This is a genomic window from Bacillus rugosus (assembly GCF_023238245.1).
GTDB classification, from domain to species: Bacteria; Bacillota; Bacilli; order Bacillales; family Bacillaceae; genus Bacillus; species Bacillus rugosus.
This window is the reverse complement of the sequence record NZ_CP096590.1, coordinates 4,019,193-4,037,836: the sequence shown is the minus strand read 5'-3', so window position 1 is coordinate 4,037,836 and position 18,644 is coordinate 4,019,193. Positions and strand designations below refer to the sequence as shown.

General features: G+C 44.8%; 18 protein-coding genes. 9 read left to right on the top strand and 9 right to left on the bottom strand.

Features of this window, described 5'->3' with window-relative positions; translation table 11 throughout:
* Positions 1-23: 23 nt before the first annotated feature.
* Genes gntP through gntR form a run of 3 tightly spaced genes read right to left on the bottom strand, consistent with a single transcriptional unit; the run spans position 24 to position 3,664 of the window.
* Positions 24-1,370 (bottom strand): gluconate permease GntP, encoded by a 1,347-nt coding sequence (gene gntP, locus M0696_RS20400; RefSeq protein WP_166846346.1) that lies wholly within the window; start codon positions 1,368-1,370, stop codon positions 24-26.
* 28 nt (positions 1,371-1,398) lie between these two features.
* Positions 1,399-2,940 carry a gluconokinase gene (gene gntK / locus M0696_RS20395; protein WP_222142388.1) on the bottom strand — a complete coding sequence of 514 codons (1,542 nt, stop codon included), beginning with the start codon at positions 2,938-2,940 and terminating at the stop codon, positions 1,399-1,401.
* Complete coding sequence (gntR, locus tag M0696_RS20390; RefSeq protein WP_166846351.1) at positions 2,933-3,664, bottom strand: gluconate operon transcriptional repressor GntR; 732 nt, start codon at positions 3,662-3,664, stop codon at positions 2,933-2,935. Before gntR ends, gntK begins: the two co-directional genes overlap by 8 nt.
* 195 nt (positions 3,665-3,859) lie before the next feature.
* On the opposite strand from gntR, the gene M0696_RS20385 reads away from it, so the two are divergent.
* Both M0696_RS20385 and M0696_RS20380 read left to right on the top strand, forming a co-directional pair.
* Positions 3,860-5,008, top strand: coding sequence for a glycerate kinase (locus M0696_RS20385; protein ID WP_222142387.1), 1,149 nt, complete (start codon positions 3,860-3,862; stop codon positions 5,006-5,008).
* A 93-nt stretch (positions 5,009-5,101) separates the two neighbouring features.
* Positions 5,102-6,133, top strand: a complete 1,032-nt coding sequence (locus M0696_RS20380; RefSeq protein ID WP_222142386.1) for a polysaccharide pyruvyl transferase family protein — start codon at positions 5,102-5,104, stop codon at positions 6,131-6,133.
* A gap of 37 nt (positions 6,134-6,170) precedes the next feature.
* On the opposite strand, the gene M0696_RS20375 is transcribed toward M0696_RS20380, so the two are convergent.
* From M0696_RS20375 to M0696_RS20365, 3 genes are all read right to left on the bottom strand, one after another.
* On the bottom strand, positions 6,171-7,748 hold the full coding sequence (locus tag M0696_RS20375; protein ID WP_222142385.1) for a Na+/H+ antiporter: 1,578 nt from the start codon (positions 7,746-7,748) through the stop codon (positions 6,171-6,173).
* Between the two features lie 179 nt (positions 7,749-7,927).
* Positions 7,928-8,338 (bottom strand): hypothetical protein, encoded by a 411-nt coding sequence (locus M0696_RS20370; protein ID WP_222142384.1) that lies wholly within the window; start codon positions 8,336-8,338, stop codon positions 7,928-7,930.
* 14 nt (positions 8,339-8,352) lie between these two features.
* Positions 8,353-9,819, bottom strand: a complete 1,467-nt coding sequence (locus M0696_RS20365) for a lipase (protein ID WP_345945938.1) — start codon at positions 9,817-9,819, stop codon at positions 8,353-8,355.
* Between the two features lie 59 nt (positions 9,820-9,878).
* Between M0696_RS20365 and M0696_RS20360 the strand changes: the two genes are divergently transcribed.
* Positions 9,879-10,391, top strand: coding sequence for a DUF1433 domain-containing protein (locus tag M0696_RS20360; RefSeq protein WP_222142382.1), 513 nt, complete (start codon positions 9,879-9,881; stop codon positions 10,389-10,391).
* Between the two features lie 40 nt (positions 10,392-10,431).
* Here the strand turns inward: M0696_RS20360 and M0696_RS20355 are convergent, their stop codons facing one another.
* A complete protein-coding gene (locus M0696_RS20355) occupies positions 10,432-11,502 on the bottom strand; it encodes an SDR family oxidoreductase (protein WP_222142381.1) in 1,071 nt (356 codons plus the stop codon).
* Positions 11,503-11,631: 129 nt separating this feature from the next.
* On the opposite strand from M0696_RS20355, the gene yxaF reads away from it, so the two are divergent.
* The 3 genes from yxaF (at position 11,632) to M0696_RS20340 (ending at position 14,628) form a co-directional block, all read left to right on the top strand.
* On the top strand, positions 11,632-12,207 hold the full coding sequence (gene yxaF, locus M0696_RS20350; RefSeq protein WP_248602346.1) for a transcriptional regulator YxaF: 576 nt from the start codon (positions 11,632-11,634) through the stop codon (positions 12,205-12,207).
* Between the two features lie 91 nt (positions 12,208-12,298).
* The gene (locus tag M0696_RS20345; RefSeq protein ID WP_248602345.1) at positions 12,299-13,312 is read left to right on the top strand and encodes a quercetin 2,3-dioxygenase; all 1,014 of its coding nucleotides are present in this window, start codon (positions 12,299-12,301) and stop codon (positions 13,310-13,312) included.
* Positions 13,313-13,419: 107 nt separating this feature from the next.
* Complete coding sequence (locus M0696_RS20340) at positions 13,420-14,628, top strand: DUF418 domain-containing protein (RefSeq protein WP_166846381.1); 1,209 nt, start codon at positions 13,420-13,422, stop codon at positions 14,626-14,628.
* Positions 14,629-14,656: 28 nt separating this feature from the next.
* On the opposite strand, the gene M0696_RS20335 is transcribed toward M0696_RS20340, so the two are convergent.
* Complete coding sequence (locus tag M0696_RS20335) at positions 14,657-15,112, bottom strand: RDD family protein (RefSeq protein WP_014115790.1); 456 nt, start codon at positions 15,110-15,112, stop codon at positions 14,657-14,659.
* Between the two features lie 156 nt (positions 15,113-15,268).
* Between M0696_RS20335 and M0696_RS20330 the strand changes: the two genes are divergently transcribed.
* The 3 genes from M0696_RS20330 to M0696_RS20320 all read left to right on the top strand — a co-directional run bounded on the left by M0696_RS20330 (position 15,269) and on the right by M0696_RS20320 (position 17,213).
* Positions 15,269-15,640 carry a MerR family transcriptional regulator gene (locus M0696_RS20330; RefSeq protein ID WP_248602344.1) on the top strand — a complete coding sequence of 124 codons (372 nt, stop codon included), beginning with the start codon at positions 15,269-15,271 and terminating at the stop codon, positions 15,638-15,640.
* 79 nt (positions 15,641-15,719) lie between these two features.
* Positions 15,720-16,661 carry an aldo/keto reductase gene (locus tag M0696_RS20325; RefSeq protein WP_248602343.1) on the top strand — a complete coding sequence of 314 codons (942 nt, stop codon included), beginning with the start codon at positions 15,720-15,722 and terminating at the stop codon, positions 16,659-16,661.
* 123 nt (positions 16,662-16,784) lie between these two features.
* A complete protein-coding gene (locus M0696_RS20320) occupies positions 16,785-17,213 on the top strand; it encodes a DUF5391 family protein (protein ID WP_166846388.1) in 429 nt (142 codons plus the stop codon).
* 50 nt (positions 17,214-17,263) lie between these two features.
* Here the strand turns inward: M0696_RS20320 and M0696_RS20315 are convergent, their stop codons facing one another.
* A complete protein-coding gene (locus M0696_RS20315; RefSeq protein ID WP_166846390.1) occupies positions 17,264-18,601 on the bottom strand; it encodes an aldehyde dehydrogenase family protein in 1,338 nt (445 codons plus the stop codon).
* Positions 18,602-18,644: the final 43 nt, after the last annotated feature.

The window sequence follows — 18,644 nt, the reverse complement described above, 5'->3', positions numbered from 1 at the left end:
GTGTTACAGCTCCTTCATCAATTTCATACAACTAAACTTAACAATAATATGAATCCCAGTCCAGCAACGGAAATAATCGTTTCCAACAATGTCCATGTGGCAAATGTTTCTTTCATGCTTAATCCGAAGTATTCCTTGAACATCCAGAAGCCGGCATCATTGACGTGTGAAGCGATGACACTTCCGGCGCCTGTTGCGAGCACGACTAATGCCAGGTTGACGTCAGAATGTCCCAATAACGGAATGACGAGCCCTGTTGTGCTTAGCGCGGCAACCGTGGCTGACCCTAGAGAAATACGCAGGATCGCCGCGATGAGCCATGCGAGGACGATTGGCGATAATGCCGTACCTTTGAATAAGTCTGCCACATAATCGCCGACACCGCCGTTGATCAGCACTTGTTTGAAGGCGCCGCCTCCCCCGATGATCAGAAGCATCATGCCGATTTGTGAAATGGCTGTTGAACAAGAGTCCATCACGGTTTTGATTGGAATGTTGCGTTTGATGCCCATTGTATAGACTGCGACTAATAACGAAATAATCATAGCAGTCGATGCGTTTCCAATCAATCGGATAAAAGCTAAAACGCCGTTATCCGCAAATCCGATTGTTTCTTGAAGCAGGTCGATAATCGTTGCGACTGACATGATGATAATTGGAAGCATTGCAGTAAAGACGCTGACTCCGAAGCCAGGTGTTTCCTCAAGCTTGAACGTTTTTTGCGTACCGAGTGATGCAATATTGCCGTTTTTCGCAAAAGATGCAGGAACGATTTTTTTCGCGAACTTTGTAAACAAAGGCCCTGCGATGAGCACTGTCGGAACAGCAACGATAAAGCCATACAGCAGCACTTCCCCAATGTTTGCACCGTACTCACCGGCAATCGCCGTAGGTCCCGGATGCGGCGGCAGGAAACCGTGCGTGACGGATAGCGCTGCGACCATCGGAATTCCGAGATATAAAATAGAAATCTTCAATTCTCTTGAAATCGCAAATACAATCGGGATTAATAGAACCAACCCTACTTCAAAAAATAACGCAATACCAATAATGAATGAGGCAATGACAACGGCCCATTGAATGTTTTTCTCACCGAATTTGTTGACGAGCGTCATCGCAATGCGCTGTGCCCCTCCTGAATCGGCGATCAGCTTGCCCAGCATCGCACCGAGTCCGAAGATGAGTGCGATGTGGCCAAGAGTTCCCCCTATTCCTTCCTCAATGGAGCTGACAACTTTATCGAACGGCATCCCGAGTGCCAATGCCACGCCGAACGACACGACCAGTAAGGAAATAAATGTGTTTAATTTTAAGCCCATAATCAAAAGTAGTAAAGCAAGGATCCCAAGTGCAACGATGATTAACGGCATGGTAATGCCCTCCCCTTCATGTCATGTACTAGTTGTGTGTGATTAAATCCCTCTGATAATTTGCGATTTGTGTATATTGATTTTCTAATGATCTTGATAGGTTAATGAAAATCGGCATTAATTTTCTGTATTCTTTGGCTGAGTCTTCGATCGGCGTGTGTCTGTGCGTGCTGCCGACCATGTCGGACACGGCATCGAATGAATCAATTTTTCCTGTTGCATACAGGCCTAAGATGCAGGCACCGAGACATGAGCTTTCATAGCTTTCCGGAACGACAACCTCTGATTCAAAGATATCCGACATCATTTGGCGCCAAACCTCTGACCTTGCAAATCCCCCTGTCGCCTGGATGCGGGTTACCGGTCCGTCCATGCATTCTGTTAACGCCAGGAACACCGTGTACAGGTTGTAAATGACGCCCTCTAATGCCGCCCGTATCATATGCTCTTTCTTATGCGACATGGTCAGGCCGAAAAATGAGCCGCGTACATCCGGATTCCACAACGGAGCGCGTTCTCCGGCGAGGTACGGGTGGAATAGCAGGCCGTCAGAACCAGGTCTGACGCGTTCGGCGATTTTTGTCAGCACGTCATATGGATCAATGCCCAGCCGTGTCGCTGTCTCGATTTCGGAAGAGGCAAACTCGTCTCTGATCCAGCGAAGGACGATGCCCCCATTGTTCACCGGACCGCCGATGACCCAATGCTTGTCCGTTAAGGCGTAGCAGAAAATTCTTCCCTTTTCATCGGTTTGCGGCTGGTCAATAATCGTGCGGATGGCACCGCTTGTCCCGATGGTGACGGCGATTTCGCCCTTTTTAATGGCGTTGACGCCGAGATTGGATAGCACGCCGTCGCTGGCGCCGATGACAAAAGGTGTTTCCGAATCAATTCCCATCTGTATCGCTAATTCCGGGTTGCAGTGTTGAAAGATCTCGGTTGTCGGCACAAGTTTTGATAAGTGATCAGGTGTGATGCCTGCGATGCGCAGTGCTTTCTCGTCCCAATCCAAGCTTTTCAGGTTCATCATGCCTGTCGCTGAAGCCAAGGAGTAATCGATTACATACTCATTGAACAGCTGTTTAAAAATGTACTCTTTGATGCCGATATATTTTTTCGCTTTGGAAGCGATTTCTTTTCGTTCACTCGTAATCCAGGCAATTTTGCTTAACGGTGACATCGGATGGATCGGTGTTCCTGTCCGTTTGTACACCTCATGCCCGTTCAATTCATCTTTGATCTTATGTGCCCAGCCTTCGCTCCGGTTGTCGGCCCATGTGATGCATGGCGTCAGCGGCTGGTCATTTTCGTCGATTGCGATGACGCTGTGCATGGCGCTGCTGAATGAAATGAATGAGATCTGTTTTTCCGGATGCTGTTTTGTAATTCTCGCTGTTGTTTGGATGACTGCCTGAAAAATCTCTTCCGGGTTTTGTTCAGCTGTTGAAATGTCCGGTGTATGGAGCGGGTAGCCGATGCTTTCTTTCTGTACCACGTCTCCGTTTTCACTGAACAACACAGCCTTTGTGCTTGTCGTGCCGATATCAATTCCTAACATATAACTAGTCATTGTTGTATTCAGCTCCTTTTGCCAGCATTTGTTGTGAGAGCCACAGGTCTTCTACCTTTTCTTGCACATCATCAAAGTTTTGGTGAAGAGACTGAATCATCAGCGCCCTATCCTTTGCTTTAATGGCCTGAATATAAAGCTCATGGTTATCTAAAATCCTTGTGAAGTCCTCGTATTTTTCTTGTAACCGTACCCGCATTGATAAAAGAATAAAGCTTTCCATTACGGGTTTTAGATTGTTCCAGATCATGTGAATGTATGAATGATCGATGGCTCGAATAATCGTTTCATGGAACAGCACGTCTTGAAATGAAAATTCGTCTGCATCCTCGTATTTGATGGAGACTTTCATCATTTCAAGTATTTTGCTGAGATCCTTGACTAAAGGCTCAATGTCGATTTTGACAAGCCGTTCAAAGACAAATGTTTCTAATAGTAAACGCACATCATAAATTTCTGCGATTTCCTTTTCAGTTAACCCAATAACTACCGCTCCCATTCGTTCTAAGCGGATGATTTTTTCGGATGCGAGTATTTTTAACGCTTCGCGAACCGGTGAACGGCTTACTGAAAACTCGGCGGCGATCGTATTTTCTGATAAAATGGTACCGCTTTCAATCATGCCTGAAATGATCCGCATTCTCAGCTCGTATGCGACACGAACACCGGTTGACGCTTTTGAGAGCCATTTTGCGGGATACAACAGGTCCTTGGAGTCTAGCATACACTCACCTTCCTCACTCAAGGAGTATACTTGTATACAAGTATGATAACGTGAATGTTTCATTTATGCAAACACTTTCATTTCTAATTTTTAATAAAATTTTTTCCATAATAGGTGGTATGTATTTCCAAACGGGATATGGTACATTGGAGATAGATAGGTGAAGTGAATCATGTTTTGAAAGAGGCGATTTAGTTGAAAATCATCATTGCACCTGATTCTTTTAAGGAAAGCTTATCAGCTCTGGACGCCGCTGATGCAATAGAAAGAGGTTTCAAATCAGTTTTTCCGGGTGCTGATTACAGGAAACTGCCGATGGCGGACGGCGGTGAAGGTACCGTTCAGTCTCTGGTTGATGCCACAAATGGATGGATCAAAGAGCAGGTTGTCACCGGGCCGCTGGGGGAACCGGTGAAAGCGTTTTTGGGCATGATGGGGGATGGGAAAACAGCTGTGATTGAAATGGCTGCCGCCTCAGGGCTGCATCTCGTGCCCGTTGACAAGCGAAATCCTTTGGTCACTACAACAAGAGGAACGGGAGAATTAATCACAGCGGCTCTTGATGCGGGTGCCGAGCATTTGATCATCGGGATCGGCGGAAGCGCCACGAATGACGGAGGAGCCGGGATGGTTCAAGCTTTGGGCGGAAGGCTTCTTGATGACTCAGGCCATGAGATCGGGTCCGGGGGCGGCGCGTTATCTCAGCTCGCCTCAATAGATGTAAGCGGACTTGATCCCAGATTGCTGAATGCCAAACTGGAGGTCGCCTGTGATGTGGATAATCCATTAACAGGGCCAAGAGGGGCTTCGGCTGTTTTCGGTCCGCAAAAAGGCGCGACGGCCGACATGGTGGGTGCACTGGATCAGCACTTGACCCATTTTGCAGATGTGGCAGAAAAAGCGCTCGGAGCAGCCTGCAGAGAAACAGCGGGTGCAGGCGCAGCGGGCGGTCTCGGGTGGAGTCTCCTGGCTTTTCTTCATGCTGATCTGAAAAGAGGCATTGATATTGTCCTTGAAGCGGTTGATTTTGAAGATGAAGTTCAGGATGCAGACCTTGTGATTACAGGTGAGGGGCGAATTGACAGTCAAACCATCTATGGCAAAACACCGATCGGCGTGGCCAAAGCGGCTAAATCATATGATGTGCCTGTCATTGGCATTGCTGGATCAATATCACGGGGCAGTGATGCCGTCTATCAACACGGAATCGATGCGCTTTTCAGCATCGTTCCCGGAGCCGTGCCTCTTGAAGACGCGATTGAACATGCCGCAGAATATATGGAAAGAACAGCTCGGGACATTGCGGCATCCATCAAACTGGCAAAAGCGATGTTTCTGATATAGCCTGTGCACATGCCAATGCATAGCCATCCTCCTTTTTGGGTAGAGACAGGTAACCACACAATGAGGCATTCATCCCAGAAGGAGGACGACGACATGACTGTACAAGAAATCAAAGGCAAAAAACTAGTAAAAGGCATTGCGCCAAATGTAGAGCCAGAAGCCCTGTTAAATGATAAACGAAAAGTATTTTTGTTTGGTTCCCCGAGTTACACAAACATTGGTGACCAAGCGATTGCGTATGCGGAAGAGAAATTTATAAAAAACCATTTTCCGTATTACGAATATATTGAGATTATGGATTATGCGACGGATGAGGGCATTGAACTGGTGAAGGAGATCATCCGTGAAGACGATATTGTCTGCTTTACAGGCGGAGGGAATTTAGGAAACCTTTATCTCGATATTGAGGAAGACAGAAGAAAGGTCTTCTCGGCGTTTAAAGACTACAAATCGATTTCTCTGCCGCAATCCGTTTATTTTGAAAATACAGAGCAAGGAAGTAAAGAAAAGAAGAAAACACAGGATGCGTACCATGAAAATCCTAATTTAACGATTGCTGCGCGTGAAACGCAGACGCTGGATGTTGTAAAAAAGACCTTCAACTCTAATGTGATTTTCACACCGGATATGGTGCTCTCCTTGGATATTGTGCCGAAAGAGCTTGAGCGGGACGGTGTTCTCTTTATTTTAAGAGCGGATAAGGAGAAAGTGACCGACGAAGATTTCATTTCACAGATGATGAAATGGGCAGAAAAAACAACCTATACGGAGCGTACTGATACGGTGCTGGATACGGTCGACACCATTGATTACGCCGATCGTGAAAAACACTTTATAGAGATGCTTGACCGCATCGGTTCAAGTAAATTGGTCATCACCGACCGCCTTCACGCGATGATTTTCTCGATTATCACCAAAACACCTTGCCTTGTCTTTGGAAACAGCTACGGCAAAGCTAAACATTCATACCGGGATTGGCTCGAAAGCTTAAACTTTATTGAATATACAGATCAAAATGATATTGAGGAACTGGAGCGTATGATTGACCGCCTGCTTCAAGCAGAACCCAATGACGTTGATTTATCAAAGGATTTTCAGCCGCTGGTTGATTTTTTCAAATCATAAAAGAAAAAGCAGACTGATGACAGTCTGCTTTTTTGTGTTAGTGATCGTTTTCCAAGCTTACAATTTCATCAATGATCCGTGCTTGCTCTTGCTCAGCCACTTCGTTTGAGATGATATCTTCCTTTGATAAGTTCTCAATCGCTTGGTATTGGGCGTATAAGGAATGTTTTTTTAAGATGATTTGCTGTTTGTTTTTGAGTTCCGGGTATGCTTCGAATAATTTGTTTGTTTGCTGATGCAGCTGGCTGACCTCTTCTTTGTACTGGTCTGTCAGTTCACTGGAGACAGCTTCATGTATAAGCAAATTGTGTTTGACTTGCTGGACTTCTTTAATGGCGGTTTCTAAGCGATGTCCTTTTGCGAGCAATTCCTCGTATTCCTGATTGCCTTCTTCTTTTTGATTCACGCCTAACCGTTCCAGCAGCGGCTTGATGGTGAGCCCCTGAACAACAAGGGAAAACAGAACGACACTGAAGGCGAAAACCAGAATGTCTTCACGCCCAGGGAAGTCTCTCGGCAGGCTCAGCACGAGTGCAATGGACAGAGAGCCCTTCAGCCCGCCCCAATTGATGGTATGCTTCCATGTAGACGGGAATTTCTTGATAAAGGCCAAACTGATGTAGACGGCGGCACTTCGGGCGATGAGCACAATTACAATCGCCATAATCGCCAAACCCCATTTGTCAGTCAGGTCAATTCTCGTGATCTCAAGTCCAACCATTAAAAAGACAAGGGAGTTCGCGAGCAAGGCGGCGACGTCCCAAAAGTTATTGATATTCAGCTTTGTCGTCGGACTCATGCCAATTTTTGCGCCATAATTTCCGAAAATAAGCGCGGCGACAACGACGGCGATTACCCCGGAGGCACCTGCCATTTCTGCCAAAAGGAATGAACTGTAAAACAGAATGATACTAAAAATAATTTCTAAAGGATAATCATCAAAATACTTGGTGAGCTGGGAAAAGACATATCCAAGAACGCCTCCGATGATAAGGCCGAGAGAAATGACTTTGACAAACTCCCACAAGCCTAAACCGGCGCCTTGGATACCAAGATCCAAATATGTCATCAAGTAAAAAGCGGAAATGTTGAACAGCACAACCGCCAGCCCGTCATTGAACAGGCTTTCTCCTTCAACGACGATCGAAAGCTTTTTCGGTGCGCCGACACTCTTGAAAATGGACAGCACACTGACAGGATCTGTCGCACTCATCAGCGCGGCAAAGACAAACGCTGCCGGAATGGCCAAATGCATAAGCCACATGGAAGAAAAGCCGACGATCAGAAACGAGATGAGCGTACCGCCGAAAGCAAGTGCCAGGACGGGCCGTTTGTTTTCTCTCAAGTGGGAAAAAGGAAGCTTCAGCGCTGCTTCTCCTAATAAAGCCGGCAAGAACAGCGTAATGATGACAAAGTTAAAGACTTCCCCCTCTGTAATAAAGTCTTTCAGAGGTTCGAAGAGCGGAATATGTACAAGGCCAATGATCGTTCCGACAATCACAAGCGCGATGGGATAAGGCTGCCTGCACTTTTTGGCAATCGCGGTGATTCCGGCTGCGATCATGACTAACAAAAAACCTAGTTCGAATATATGATGCAAGTCTAAGTGTTCCATTGAGACCTCCTTTTGTTAATCGTGCAACGAAGAATTACCCTTATTTTGTGATTTGTAATCATATCATATGTAAGTCAGCCCTTTGTCAGTCTGCAGAAAGCAAAAAAGCAGGCAATTAGCCGGCTTTTGGTGAGTTGTAGCTTGGAACGTACTCTTTATGTTATGTTATGCAGAATATTTTATAAGCCAATGGAATTCACTACACTCGACACATGAGAACGAACTTTATCAAATGAAAGATGGTCTTTTATTTTATCAGTGACACTGTCTATCGCTTTTCCTGACATATGATGGTCAAGAATTTCCCGTTTTGTCTTGATCGCCTGCTCTGCATCTGTAATGTGATCAAGGAGCGAAGACAAATTCTTACGGTCTTCCTGAAAAGCATAGCTTAGTTGTTTTTTCATTGAATTCATCAGTGCCAATTTTTGTTCTTGTCTTTTCTTCTCTTTGAACGCCGCCAATTGTTCTGGTGTCATTTCAGATGTATCTATATGGGCATTTGAAAAAAGCGAGGTGCTTGAATGCTGGCTCGTCACTCTTTGCATAAAACGGTCTGCATCTGTTGGTTTTTTATTCATAAAATCCATGTCTCTTTCTCTCCTTATGAAATCCCCATCCGGCTTGCTGCTGCCAGATCTGCATCATGGTAAGCATGTCCCATATGTCCAAGGTCATCTGCAATCATCTGAAGCAAGTGCTGCAAATGAAGCGCTGCATCTACAGCCTGATCATATTTTTCTTTTGAGTAAAAAAGGTGATGAGGTTTGTTCATTTTGATCTTGTTGATCAGATCATCGACATCAGAGATTGATAATTCATCATATGTGCCAAAACCAACCATTCGTGTATGCATGTTCCTGACATCTTCAATAGAATCCTTTACTTTGTCATCAATTCTTTCAATTTGGCGTATAATTCTAGACCATTCCGATTCAGCGATATGTCTTAACTGCGTGCTAGTATTCATCAATACATGCGACTTAATGAGGATCGAAACACCTGTATTGGCTTTCACATTGGTTGATTTCATTTGCTTAAGCATCGCTAATGCAAAGTCAGGATTGTTTTTTAACACATCATCAACAGTTTGGACAGAGCCATCTGAATTGAAGTTATATCGGTCCAGATTGTGACTTCCCATCAAGGCTTCGACAAATAGTGATACATCAAGAGATTGATTGTTGTAACGTTTAAACGCAAGGCCCAACATCTTTACTGCATCAGGAAGGCGATTATTTTGTACACCGTTCGGCAAAGCCTCGTCATACATCACTTTCACATTACCTATTTCAGCAGCATCCCGATTCAACAAAGATAATCCATCATTTAAATTAATATATTCTGTTAAACGGCTGCGGAAATCCCCTTTTAATGCTCGGGCTTTCACATCCTCAGGCAGGTTTTCATATATGTTAGGATTTTCGAAAGTAACGCCGCGTTTGATAAAGTCATTCATCACGACTGCATAGCTTGCATTAGAACCGCCTAATGAGTGACCGGTGACTTGAATGTCAGCATTTTTAAAGTCTTTATGTATTTTTTTTGCATATTGATCTGCCTGAATGGCTTGGTTCTCCGTCCCGTCATCGAATGGTTTTTTGCCAACCAAATAACTGGTATCCATATGGAGCCAATCCTGCAAAATCTCATTTGAATATTCAGGAACCCCTTGTGCGTAGTCATAGAAAGAGCCATCTTCATCTTCAGGAATGTTTATTCCCTTTTTCTCTACTTCTTTAATAAGCTGTTCCCGCTCATCACGATATTGTTTTATTGTATCTTGGAATTGGCCGGAGCCGATGGGTTCTGATCCGCGGTATGCGATGATGGCGTTTTGGATTTTTTCTGGGTGTTTGCCTTGATTAGAACGTTTATAATCTTCTTCAGTGACAAGCGTTAAAGCATTAAGTCCTTTTTTAGTTTTATTATAATCTACAACATACAAACTTTGACCATTGCTTACTTTTATTACTTCACCTATTTCATACTTGCTTATTTTGTAAGCGTTGTTGGAAAGCAAGTTGAAATCCTTATCAGATAATTTCAAAGAGTTATGATTTTGAGGCAAACTAATCACTCCTAAACTTTACATATCTAGTATAATAAAATAAAAAAGGATGAAATACCATGTTGTTTACCAAAAAAATACTGATTTGCGGGGTAATTGTATTAAGTATTGTAATAGGCATTTTGTATTTGAATCATAAGAACACTAATACAGTTGACCAATCATCGCAAAGGTCTGGGGGCAAGCAAAACGTGAACTTGGATGAAAAAAGCGAACAAGAAAAAGCTGAAGAGTACGTTGAAAAGATGAAGCCGAAAATAAAGGAAAAACTGAAAAAAGAGGATATTCATCATTTTATAAATGATATTAAGTTTAATGAGAAGGTAACAATCAGTCCAATGGGACTAATTGAAGTTACTGGTTACATCAATAATGAGCCGGAAAAGCTCTCATTTGATGCGTCTCTATATTATAAATCGAATGAAGTAGATTCAATTGGATATTCTCAAGAAGTGGGAGACCGTTTTACCGACTGGAGCAAATACAGCAAGAAAGAAAAAGAAGAATACATCAAAACCGCATACCCTGATAAAAAGGAACGAGAACAATATTTAAAAGACATAGGAGAATAAAAATAAACAGGCAAAACGCCTGTTTATTTTAGTGATCGGTTTACTTCCTCCTCTTCGCCATTCCCCAAGCCACCAGTCCGGCAACAACAGCCGCCGATACAATCGGGCGTTTCGTAGCGTTCGTGTAATAGCTTCTTGACCGCTTCCATCCTTTATTTGTGCCCCTGTCATGCATACCGTAGCCGGCTTCATAAAGCGCACTTTCTTCCCGCGGTTTGGACGGTCTTTCGGCGTGCTGGCTGAAGTACATGATTTTTTCCATCAGTCTGTCGGTCAGCCGGGGGAATAAAGCGCCCAGCATGGCGATGGCTTTTGCCTGTGAGCCGATGTACATATCACGTTTCGGGTGTTCGGCGGCAAACAGGATAGCTTCGGCGGCCGCTTCCGGCGGGTAGATCATGGAGCGGTAATGAGCCGGCTGTTTGTCTAGGTAGCTGCGCGCGTGTTCGTTGTATGGTGTGTCAATTCTGCCTGGATGAATGAGGGTAACCGAGACGGGTGCCTGTTCTTTTTCAAGCTCCATTCGGATGCTTTCCGTCCAGCCGTGAAGCGCAAATTTAGCTGAGGCGTATGTGGATTGAATGACGGTTCCCCTGTCTCCGAACAGGCTTCCTACATTGATAAGTGCGCCCGGAACGCCTCTGCTTGTGTAGTGTTTGACGGCCGCTCTTGTTCCGTAAACCGGTCCCCAGAAGTTTGTGTCAAACATGCGCTTCATGTCTTCGACGGTGACATCCATGGCGTGTCCGAAAATCGAGACAGCGGCATTATTGACCCATGTGTCAAAGCGGCCGAATGTGCTGATTGCGGTCTCTGCGATGCGGTTGACGTCTTCTTCTTTTCCGACATCTGCTTTCACCCATATGGCATCATGCCCTTTTTCCTTTAGTTCATCTGCGAGCTCCTTCAACGCGTCTTCATTTCGCGCTGCTGCCACGACCTTTGCGCCTTTTTCAGCAGCCATTCGTGCAGTGACAAGTCCAATTCCGCTTGAAGCGCCGGTAATGACGATCACTTGGTCCTTAAGTTGTTTCAGTTTAAGCTCCGTTTTCTTGCCCGGGTTCTGTTGTTCAAGCTTTTCTGTATTCGTGACTGAATAATCGTTTGTCATTGAGATCCCTCCCAGACGCTGTTTTTCTACATTTACCCCATCCGGAGAGTTCTTAGCCCTTTTGACAATCACAGGGTTCTTTTTTATATTATATAAGTCGCTCTACCATACCTAGGAGGGAATGTTTTAATGACTAGCAGAGGAGATTCACGTGAAAAAATCCTTCACACGGCGTCACGTCTGTTCCAGCTGCAAGGATATCACGCGACAGGTTTGAACCAGATTGTGAAAGAAAGCGGTGCTCCTAAGGGATCGCTTTATCACTTTTTTCCGAATGGCAAAGAAGAATTAGCAATTGAAGCGGTTACATATACAGGAAAGCTGATTGAACATCTGATACAGCAAAGCATGGATGAATCCTCTGATCCAATAGAAGCGATTCAGCAATTTATCAAGAAAACAGCCAGCCAGTTCGACAATACAGAAAGCATTCAAGGCATTCCCGTCGGTTTACTTGCGAGTGAGACAGCGTTAATCAGTGAACCGCTGCGGACGGTTTGCATGAAGGTGTTTAAAAGCTGGGAAGAGGTTTTTGCCCGAAAATTAATGGAAAATGGATGTGCAGAAGAAGAGGCACATCAGCTTGGAATGCTGATCAATTCGATGATTGAGGGCGGCATCATGCTTTCGTTAACGAATAAAGACAAAACGCCCCTTCTTCTCATTGCCGAAAAAATTCCAGTGCTTGTAAGAAAAAAAGGGTAGCATTTTGTTATCCTTTCTCCTACAATTATATAGAACGGTCTAGTCAGATACAATACATTATATAGACTGGTCTAAATTGGAGGAACGATAGATGAAAACATTATGTGAAAATTCATTGCCTAAAGAAAAAATGCCTTATTTGCTCCGCAGCGGAGAAGGTGAGCGCTATTTGTTCGGCAGACAGGTTGCCACGGTGATGGCGAATGGGAATAGCACCGGCGATCTGTTTGAAATCGTGCTGCTTGCCGGGGGAAAAGGAGATGCCTTTCCGCTTCATGTCCACAATGACACACATGAAGGGATTCTCGTTTTGGATGGGAAGCTTGAGCTGACACTTGACGGAGAACGCTATTTATTAGTATCAGGTGATTATGCGAACATTCCGGCCGGAACACCGCACAGCTACCGGATGCAGAGCCACAGAACAAGACTGGTGTCTTACACAATGAAAGGAAATATGGCGCATATGTACTCCGTTATTGGGAAGCCGTATGATCACGCAGAACATCCGCCGTACGCGAGTGACGAGGTGTCAAACGAGCGATTTGCAGAAGCTGCCGCTGTGGCGGACATTGCATTTCTGAATGAAGAAAAGCCTGCCGATGCAGCAAAACTAGCGGAACTTACAGAGCTGCCGGATGGAGCCGTTCCATACGTGCTTGAATCTGGAGAAGGAGACCGCCTATTGACGGGAGATCAGCTTCACCGCATTGTGGCAGCACAAAAAAATACAGACGGCCAGTTTATCGTCGTAGTATCGGACGGCCCTAAAGGCGACCGGATCGTTGATCACTACCATGAACACCATACAGAAACATTTTATTGCCTTGAAGGACAGATGACGATGTGGGCGGATGGCCAGGAAATTCGGCTGAACCCTGGGGATTTCCTGCATGTTCCTGCTCATACCGTTCACTCCTATCGTCTGGATTCTCATTATACAAAGATGGTGGGCGTATTGGTTCCAGGCTTATTTGAACCGTTTTTCCGGACGCTAGGTGAGCCGTATGAAGGCCACATCTTCCCAAATGAGCCTCAGGCCTTGCGCTTTGATCGCGTTTTGCAGAATATCGAAGCATTAGATTTAAAGGTGATGAAACCGTAAAGATGACAAGATTGTAAGGTTTCCATGCCTGCCTGACACCTAAATCGATGTTTCTGCGCTCCTTTTTTTCATACCCTTAAGGTACAGAAAAAAGGAGCGTGATGGATATGCCTTCATTACAGCCGACTTTGGCAAATGAGCGGATCGGCGTGCTTGATGTGCTAAGGGGAATGGCGATTTTCGGCATCTTGTTTGTCAATCTGGCACATTTCAGTTATCCGGATATGTATTTGTCTATGCTTGGAAAAGAGAACTTTTTTACAGAAAAGTGGTCTGAAGCAGATTTTGCAGCAGCAGCCATACTGAAATTCTTCATCCAAACAAAATGTATTTTATTGTTTTCCTTTTTATTTGGATTTGGCATGGTTGTCATGATGGAGAGAGCCGTAAACAAAGGGAAGCGGTTTGTTCCGTTATATGCGAGAAGGTTAGCGGCGCTCCTCTTGTTTGGAACGGTTCATGCTTTTTTGATTTGGGACGGGGATATTTTAACGGAATACGCCCTGCTCGGCTTTGTCCTGCTCTTATTTCGAAAAGCAAAGCCGAAAACACTGTTGATATGGGCGGTTTCTTTGTATCTTTTGTTTTGTATTCCGTTTATTTTGACCAGCTTTTATCAATCAAACGGACAGGAATGGGCACAAGCGGTAACTGAGCAGGCAAGGCAAGCGCTCCATGTTTACGGAAGCGGCAGCTTGAAGGATATTGCGGAACAGCGGATCCACGATCGTCTTGTTTACATGTCTTCGAATGGCATGCTTACGTATAACCCGCTCAACTTCTTCTTCGCATCCATTCCTTACTTCAGCATGTTTTTGCTGGGAGCTGCGGCGGCGAAGTCACGATATTTGCACGAACCTGGAAAGCATCGCAAAGGATTAAAACGAGTGTGGATGGCTGGGCTAGTCGTCGGCATCAGCGCCCAAGTGCTGTACAGTGTAACAGATAGGGAAGTCTTCTTGCTGGTTGGCGCGCCTTTCCTCATGTTTTTCTATGTCACAACGGTTGTCTATCTCTATCATAAAACAAGAGTGAAAACAGTGCTGCAATCTTTCTCCGCTGTTGGACGGATGGCATTTACCAATTATCTGATGCAGTCTATCGTGTGTACGTGGATATTTTATCATTACGGCTTGGGGTTGTACGGGAAAGTGTATCCTGCTGCCGGCGTGCTCATCACGATTGCTGTTTGTGCCGTTCAAATGGCCTTCAGCCACCTATGGCTTCGGGTCTTCCGGATGGGACCGTTTGAGTGGCTGTGGAGGAGTGCTACGTATTTGGCGTGGCAGCCTATTGTAAAGAAAACAAAAGTCTAGATGCCTATTGGCGTCTAGACTTTTTCTATTATTTATACACGACACGTGTCTTGCAAATGATGTCATGCAGGCCTTTTTTCTCTCCAAAGGCGATCATGATAAAACCGATATAAAAGATGATTCCAGATAAAATGTATGCAAAGTAACGGCCGATTCCCTGTCCAACAGAGACCCGTTCGCCTTGTTCATTGACCACTTTCAGGCCAAGAATTTTTTTGCCAAGTGTGCCCTGCATTTTAGAAGCCGTGAGCAGACCGTAATATAATACACTGATGACGAGCGTGATCAGCATGGTAGGCAAAAATGCAAGCGTCATGTATGTCACCATATACTCCTCTTGTGTCATGTAAGGGTCTGCTGCCACAGATCCAGCCACAAAAACAGTATTGATAATAAATAGAATAATATAACTAGGAACAGATACAATAATACCATCAATAAAATAAGCTAAAAAACGAATCCAAAATCCTGCCGGTTTTTCCATGTATTTTTCTCTCTCCTTTGAATTAATCTGGAATAGTATACTTTGAAAAAAAAGCATGTGCAATATGATATGGTGATAAAATCCTGATATGCCTGAAAAATGAGTCTTTTATCCTTATGTTTTTACTATATGAAACTACTAGTAGGTGATAAAAAAATGTCTTATACATTAAAAGAAATGATGGAGCATTGCCAAATGACCGAAGATGCCATCCGGTATTATGAGAAGATCGGCCTGATTCCGCCGGTTAAACGAAAGGCGAATGGGCATCGAGCGTTTAGTGAAAAAAGGCTTCTTTTTATCAGATGTCTGAAAAAAACGGGCATGTCTTTGGAGGAAATGAAGCCCTTTCTCAGCCTGCAAGAACAGACTGACAGATTAGATGACCATCAGCGTGTGCTGCTGAAAAACTATCAGGATAAGTTGAAACAGAAACAGAGTGAACTGCAAACAATTTGGGAGCTGATTGAAGAAAAGCTGGAGAGCGGAGATGGATTTGGGCCGCCGCATCAAAAAAATAAGTATTGACCTGGTGTCTACACCAGGTTTTAGCATAAAACACAACCCTGGCAGCAGGGAATTTCAAAGATAGGGGAGTGTTTTATACATGAAAAAGGTGAGGATTGGGAGCACCGGGCTGAACGCCTTTAACATTGGATTAGGCGCAGGGGTTGTCGGTAATGCGATGATGTATCCCAATGTTACGGAAGAGATGGGAAAAGATCTGATTCATGCTGCATTTGATGAAGGTATCAATTTTATTGATACAGCATACTTATATGGCTTGGGCAGGTCTGAGGAGCTGATCGGAGAGGCCGTTAAGCAACGCGGCAATCGGGAAAAAATGGTGATTTCGACGAAGGTTTCTCCTTCTCCCGAGTTTGTGAACGGAGCTGTGAAGACAGACATTCGACCGTCAGCGCTGCGCAAGGCTGCTGATGAAGCGCTTATTCGATTGCAAACCGATTATATTGATATTCTTTTTTTGCATTTTCCCGACAGCCGAACGCCATTAGGGGAAGCGGCGGATGCGCTGGCTCAGTTAAAGAGGGAAGGCAAAATTAGGGCTGTTGGCGCATCTAATCTAAACTTTCATCAGCTGCAGGAGTTTCATGCTGCAGGCCAGCTGGACGTATTTCAGACAGAGTATTCTTTGCTTGTACGGCATGCTGAAGAGGACATCCTGCCATACTGCAGAGAAAAGAGCATCTCTGTTATCCCGTTTTATCCTCTCGCTTCTGGATTGCTTGCCGGGCGTTACAAACCCGATGATGTTTTCACTGATGTATCAAGATCGAATCACCCGCTTTTTCAGCGTCAGGCATTTCTGGAGAACATTGAGAAAGTGGAGCAATTAAAGCTGTTTGCCGGACAAAAACAGGCGGAGCCGGCGCAAATTGCATTGGCTTGGCTGTTACACCAGCCGGGGATTGACTTGATTATTCCGGGTGCTACTCGGTCTGAGCAGCTGAGGGCTAATCTAAAAACAGCAGAAATTCATTTATCAGAAGATGACTTGAAACAAATGGATCAGATGTTTGGCTCATAACCATATCGCAGAGATATACCCAAATTGAAGAAAGGGGTATATCTTTTATTTTTTGATCGCTTTCCAGCTGTTTTTATTCTATGATAATAAAGGATAATTTTTCTATTTTAGGGGGTTCTGTTTATGTCTAGAAAAAACAGCGTGGCGATCGTAACAATCATTTCCGCGTTCCTTTTTTGTGCCATGATTGCTGCGGCTTCACTTTCGCCGCTGGCAGAAACGGGAGGGGCGGCCAATCAGTTTAACTCAGTCGGCATGTGGTCAGCTATCGGTATGATCCTTGTGTTGTATCTCATTCCTTTTCTCATTTACATGCTTGGAGTTGATGCAATGAGGTATGTAATGGCGGTACTTTGCGGCTTTGGTCTGGTGATCCATTTGTCTTCGGCGGGTTTTGTCTTGATGTTTAGTCTGTTCAGTGACCATCTGCTTTCTGAGGTGCTCCTTGTGATAGGGGTTTGTCTCGCTGCGGCTGCTGTAAACATCATTTGGTTTTTTGCAGCCTTTCGTTCAGCATCAAAAAAACCTGTTACAAGAAGTTTCAGAGTGTAGTGAAAAATAAAAGAGAACCTGCAAAATGATGCAGATTCTCTCCAATACGATTATTTAGCGGCTTGAATAAATACACCTTTCTCATGAGAGAACTCTTTAAATCCATATACCCCATGATAGGAACCAATTCCGCTTGTGTTGACGCCTCCAAATGGCAGGTTGACGTCACTGAAATGGACGACAACATCATTGATGGCGGCGTTGCCTGATGTCGTATGCTGAAGGACGTTGTCAATCAGGTCTTGGTTGTCGCTGAATACATAAAGCGCAAGCGGTTTATCGCGATCATTTACGTAATCGATGACCTCGTCGATGTCTTCATAGTTCATCATCGGCAGGATCGGTGCGAAGATTTCTTCCTGCATGATTTTCATGTCAGGCGTGACGTTTTTCAAAACAGTTGGCGAAATCGTGCGGTCGCTGGCATCAAACACGCCTCCGAATGCGACTTCCGCCCCTTTTTCGATGGCGTCATCGAACAGGTCTTTGACGCGGTTGAAGTTGCGGTCATTGACGATCTGCGTAAATTTGCTGCGGTCTGGGTTATGATCATCCTCCATAAATCCTGCGTTGACGATTGTTTGTAAAATGCCCGCGAACTTGTCCTGAACGTCTTCTTTAATGAACAGATAATCAGGTGCGATGCAGGTTTGGCCGGCATTTACAAATTTCCCGACGGCGATCTTTTTCGCTGCGTCCATGAGATCATATTCACTGTCAATGATCGTTGGGCTCTTGCCGCCAAGCTCAAGTGTGACAGATGCCAAATGTTTGGCCGCTGCTGTCATGACGATTTTTCCGACATTTGTGCTTCCAGTGAAGAAAATATGGTCAAACGGCTGATCCAGAAGCTCGGTTGCCACCTCAACCTCTCCTTCAAAAATCGCGACTTCTTTTTCGTCAAAAGCGTCTCGAATCACTTTAGCAGCAATGTTGCTTGTGTTCATCGTAAAATCGGACAGCTTTACAATCGCGCTGTTTCCGGCTGCGAGAGAAGCAGCAAGCGGCGCCATCGTCAGCATAAACGGATAGTTCCACGGACCGAGGATGAGCGTTACGCCTTTAGGTTCGTACATGAGAATTCCGTTTGCGTCAGGGCTTAAAGATGAACCTACTTCTTTAGGCGCCATCCATTGTTCCAGGTTGTTCATATTATCTCGAATCGCTTTTTTTGTTCCTTCGATTTCCGCTTTTTTGACCTCATGATACGGTTTGCGGACGTCTGCACGAATCGCTTCAATGATTTCTTCTTCATGGGCGATAACGGAATCTAAAAAGCGCTGAAGCTTCTCTCTTCGCTGTTCCGCTGTTGAGGCGCGCAGTGCTTTTTGCTGTTTTTTCTGAAGCTGAAAGACACGCTGAATGTCGTCTTTTACTTGCTGTTCCATTGTAAAATCCCCCTCATTTGCTTTCTTCTTTTCTCGGACCTAT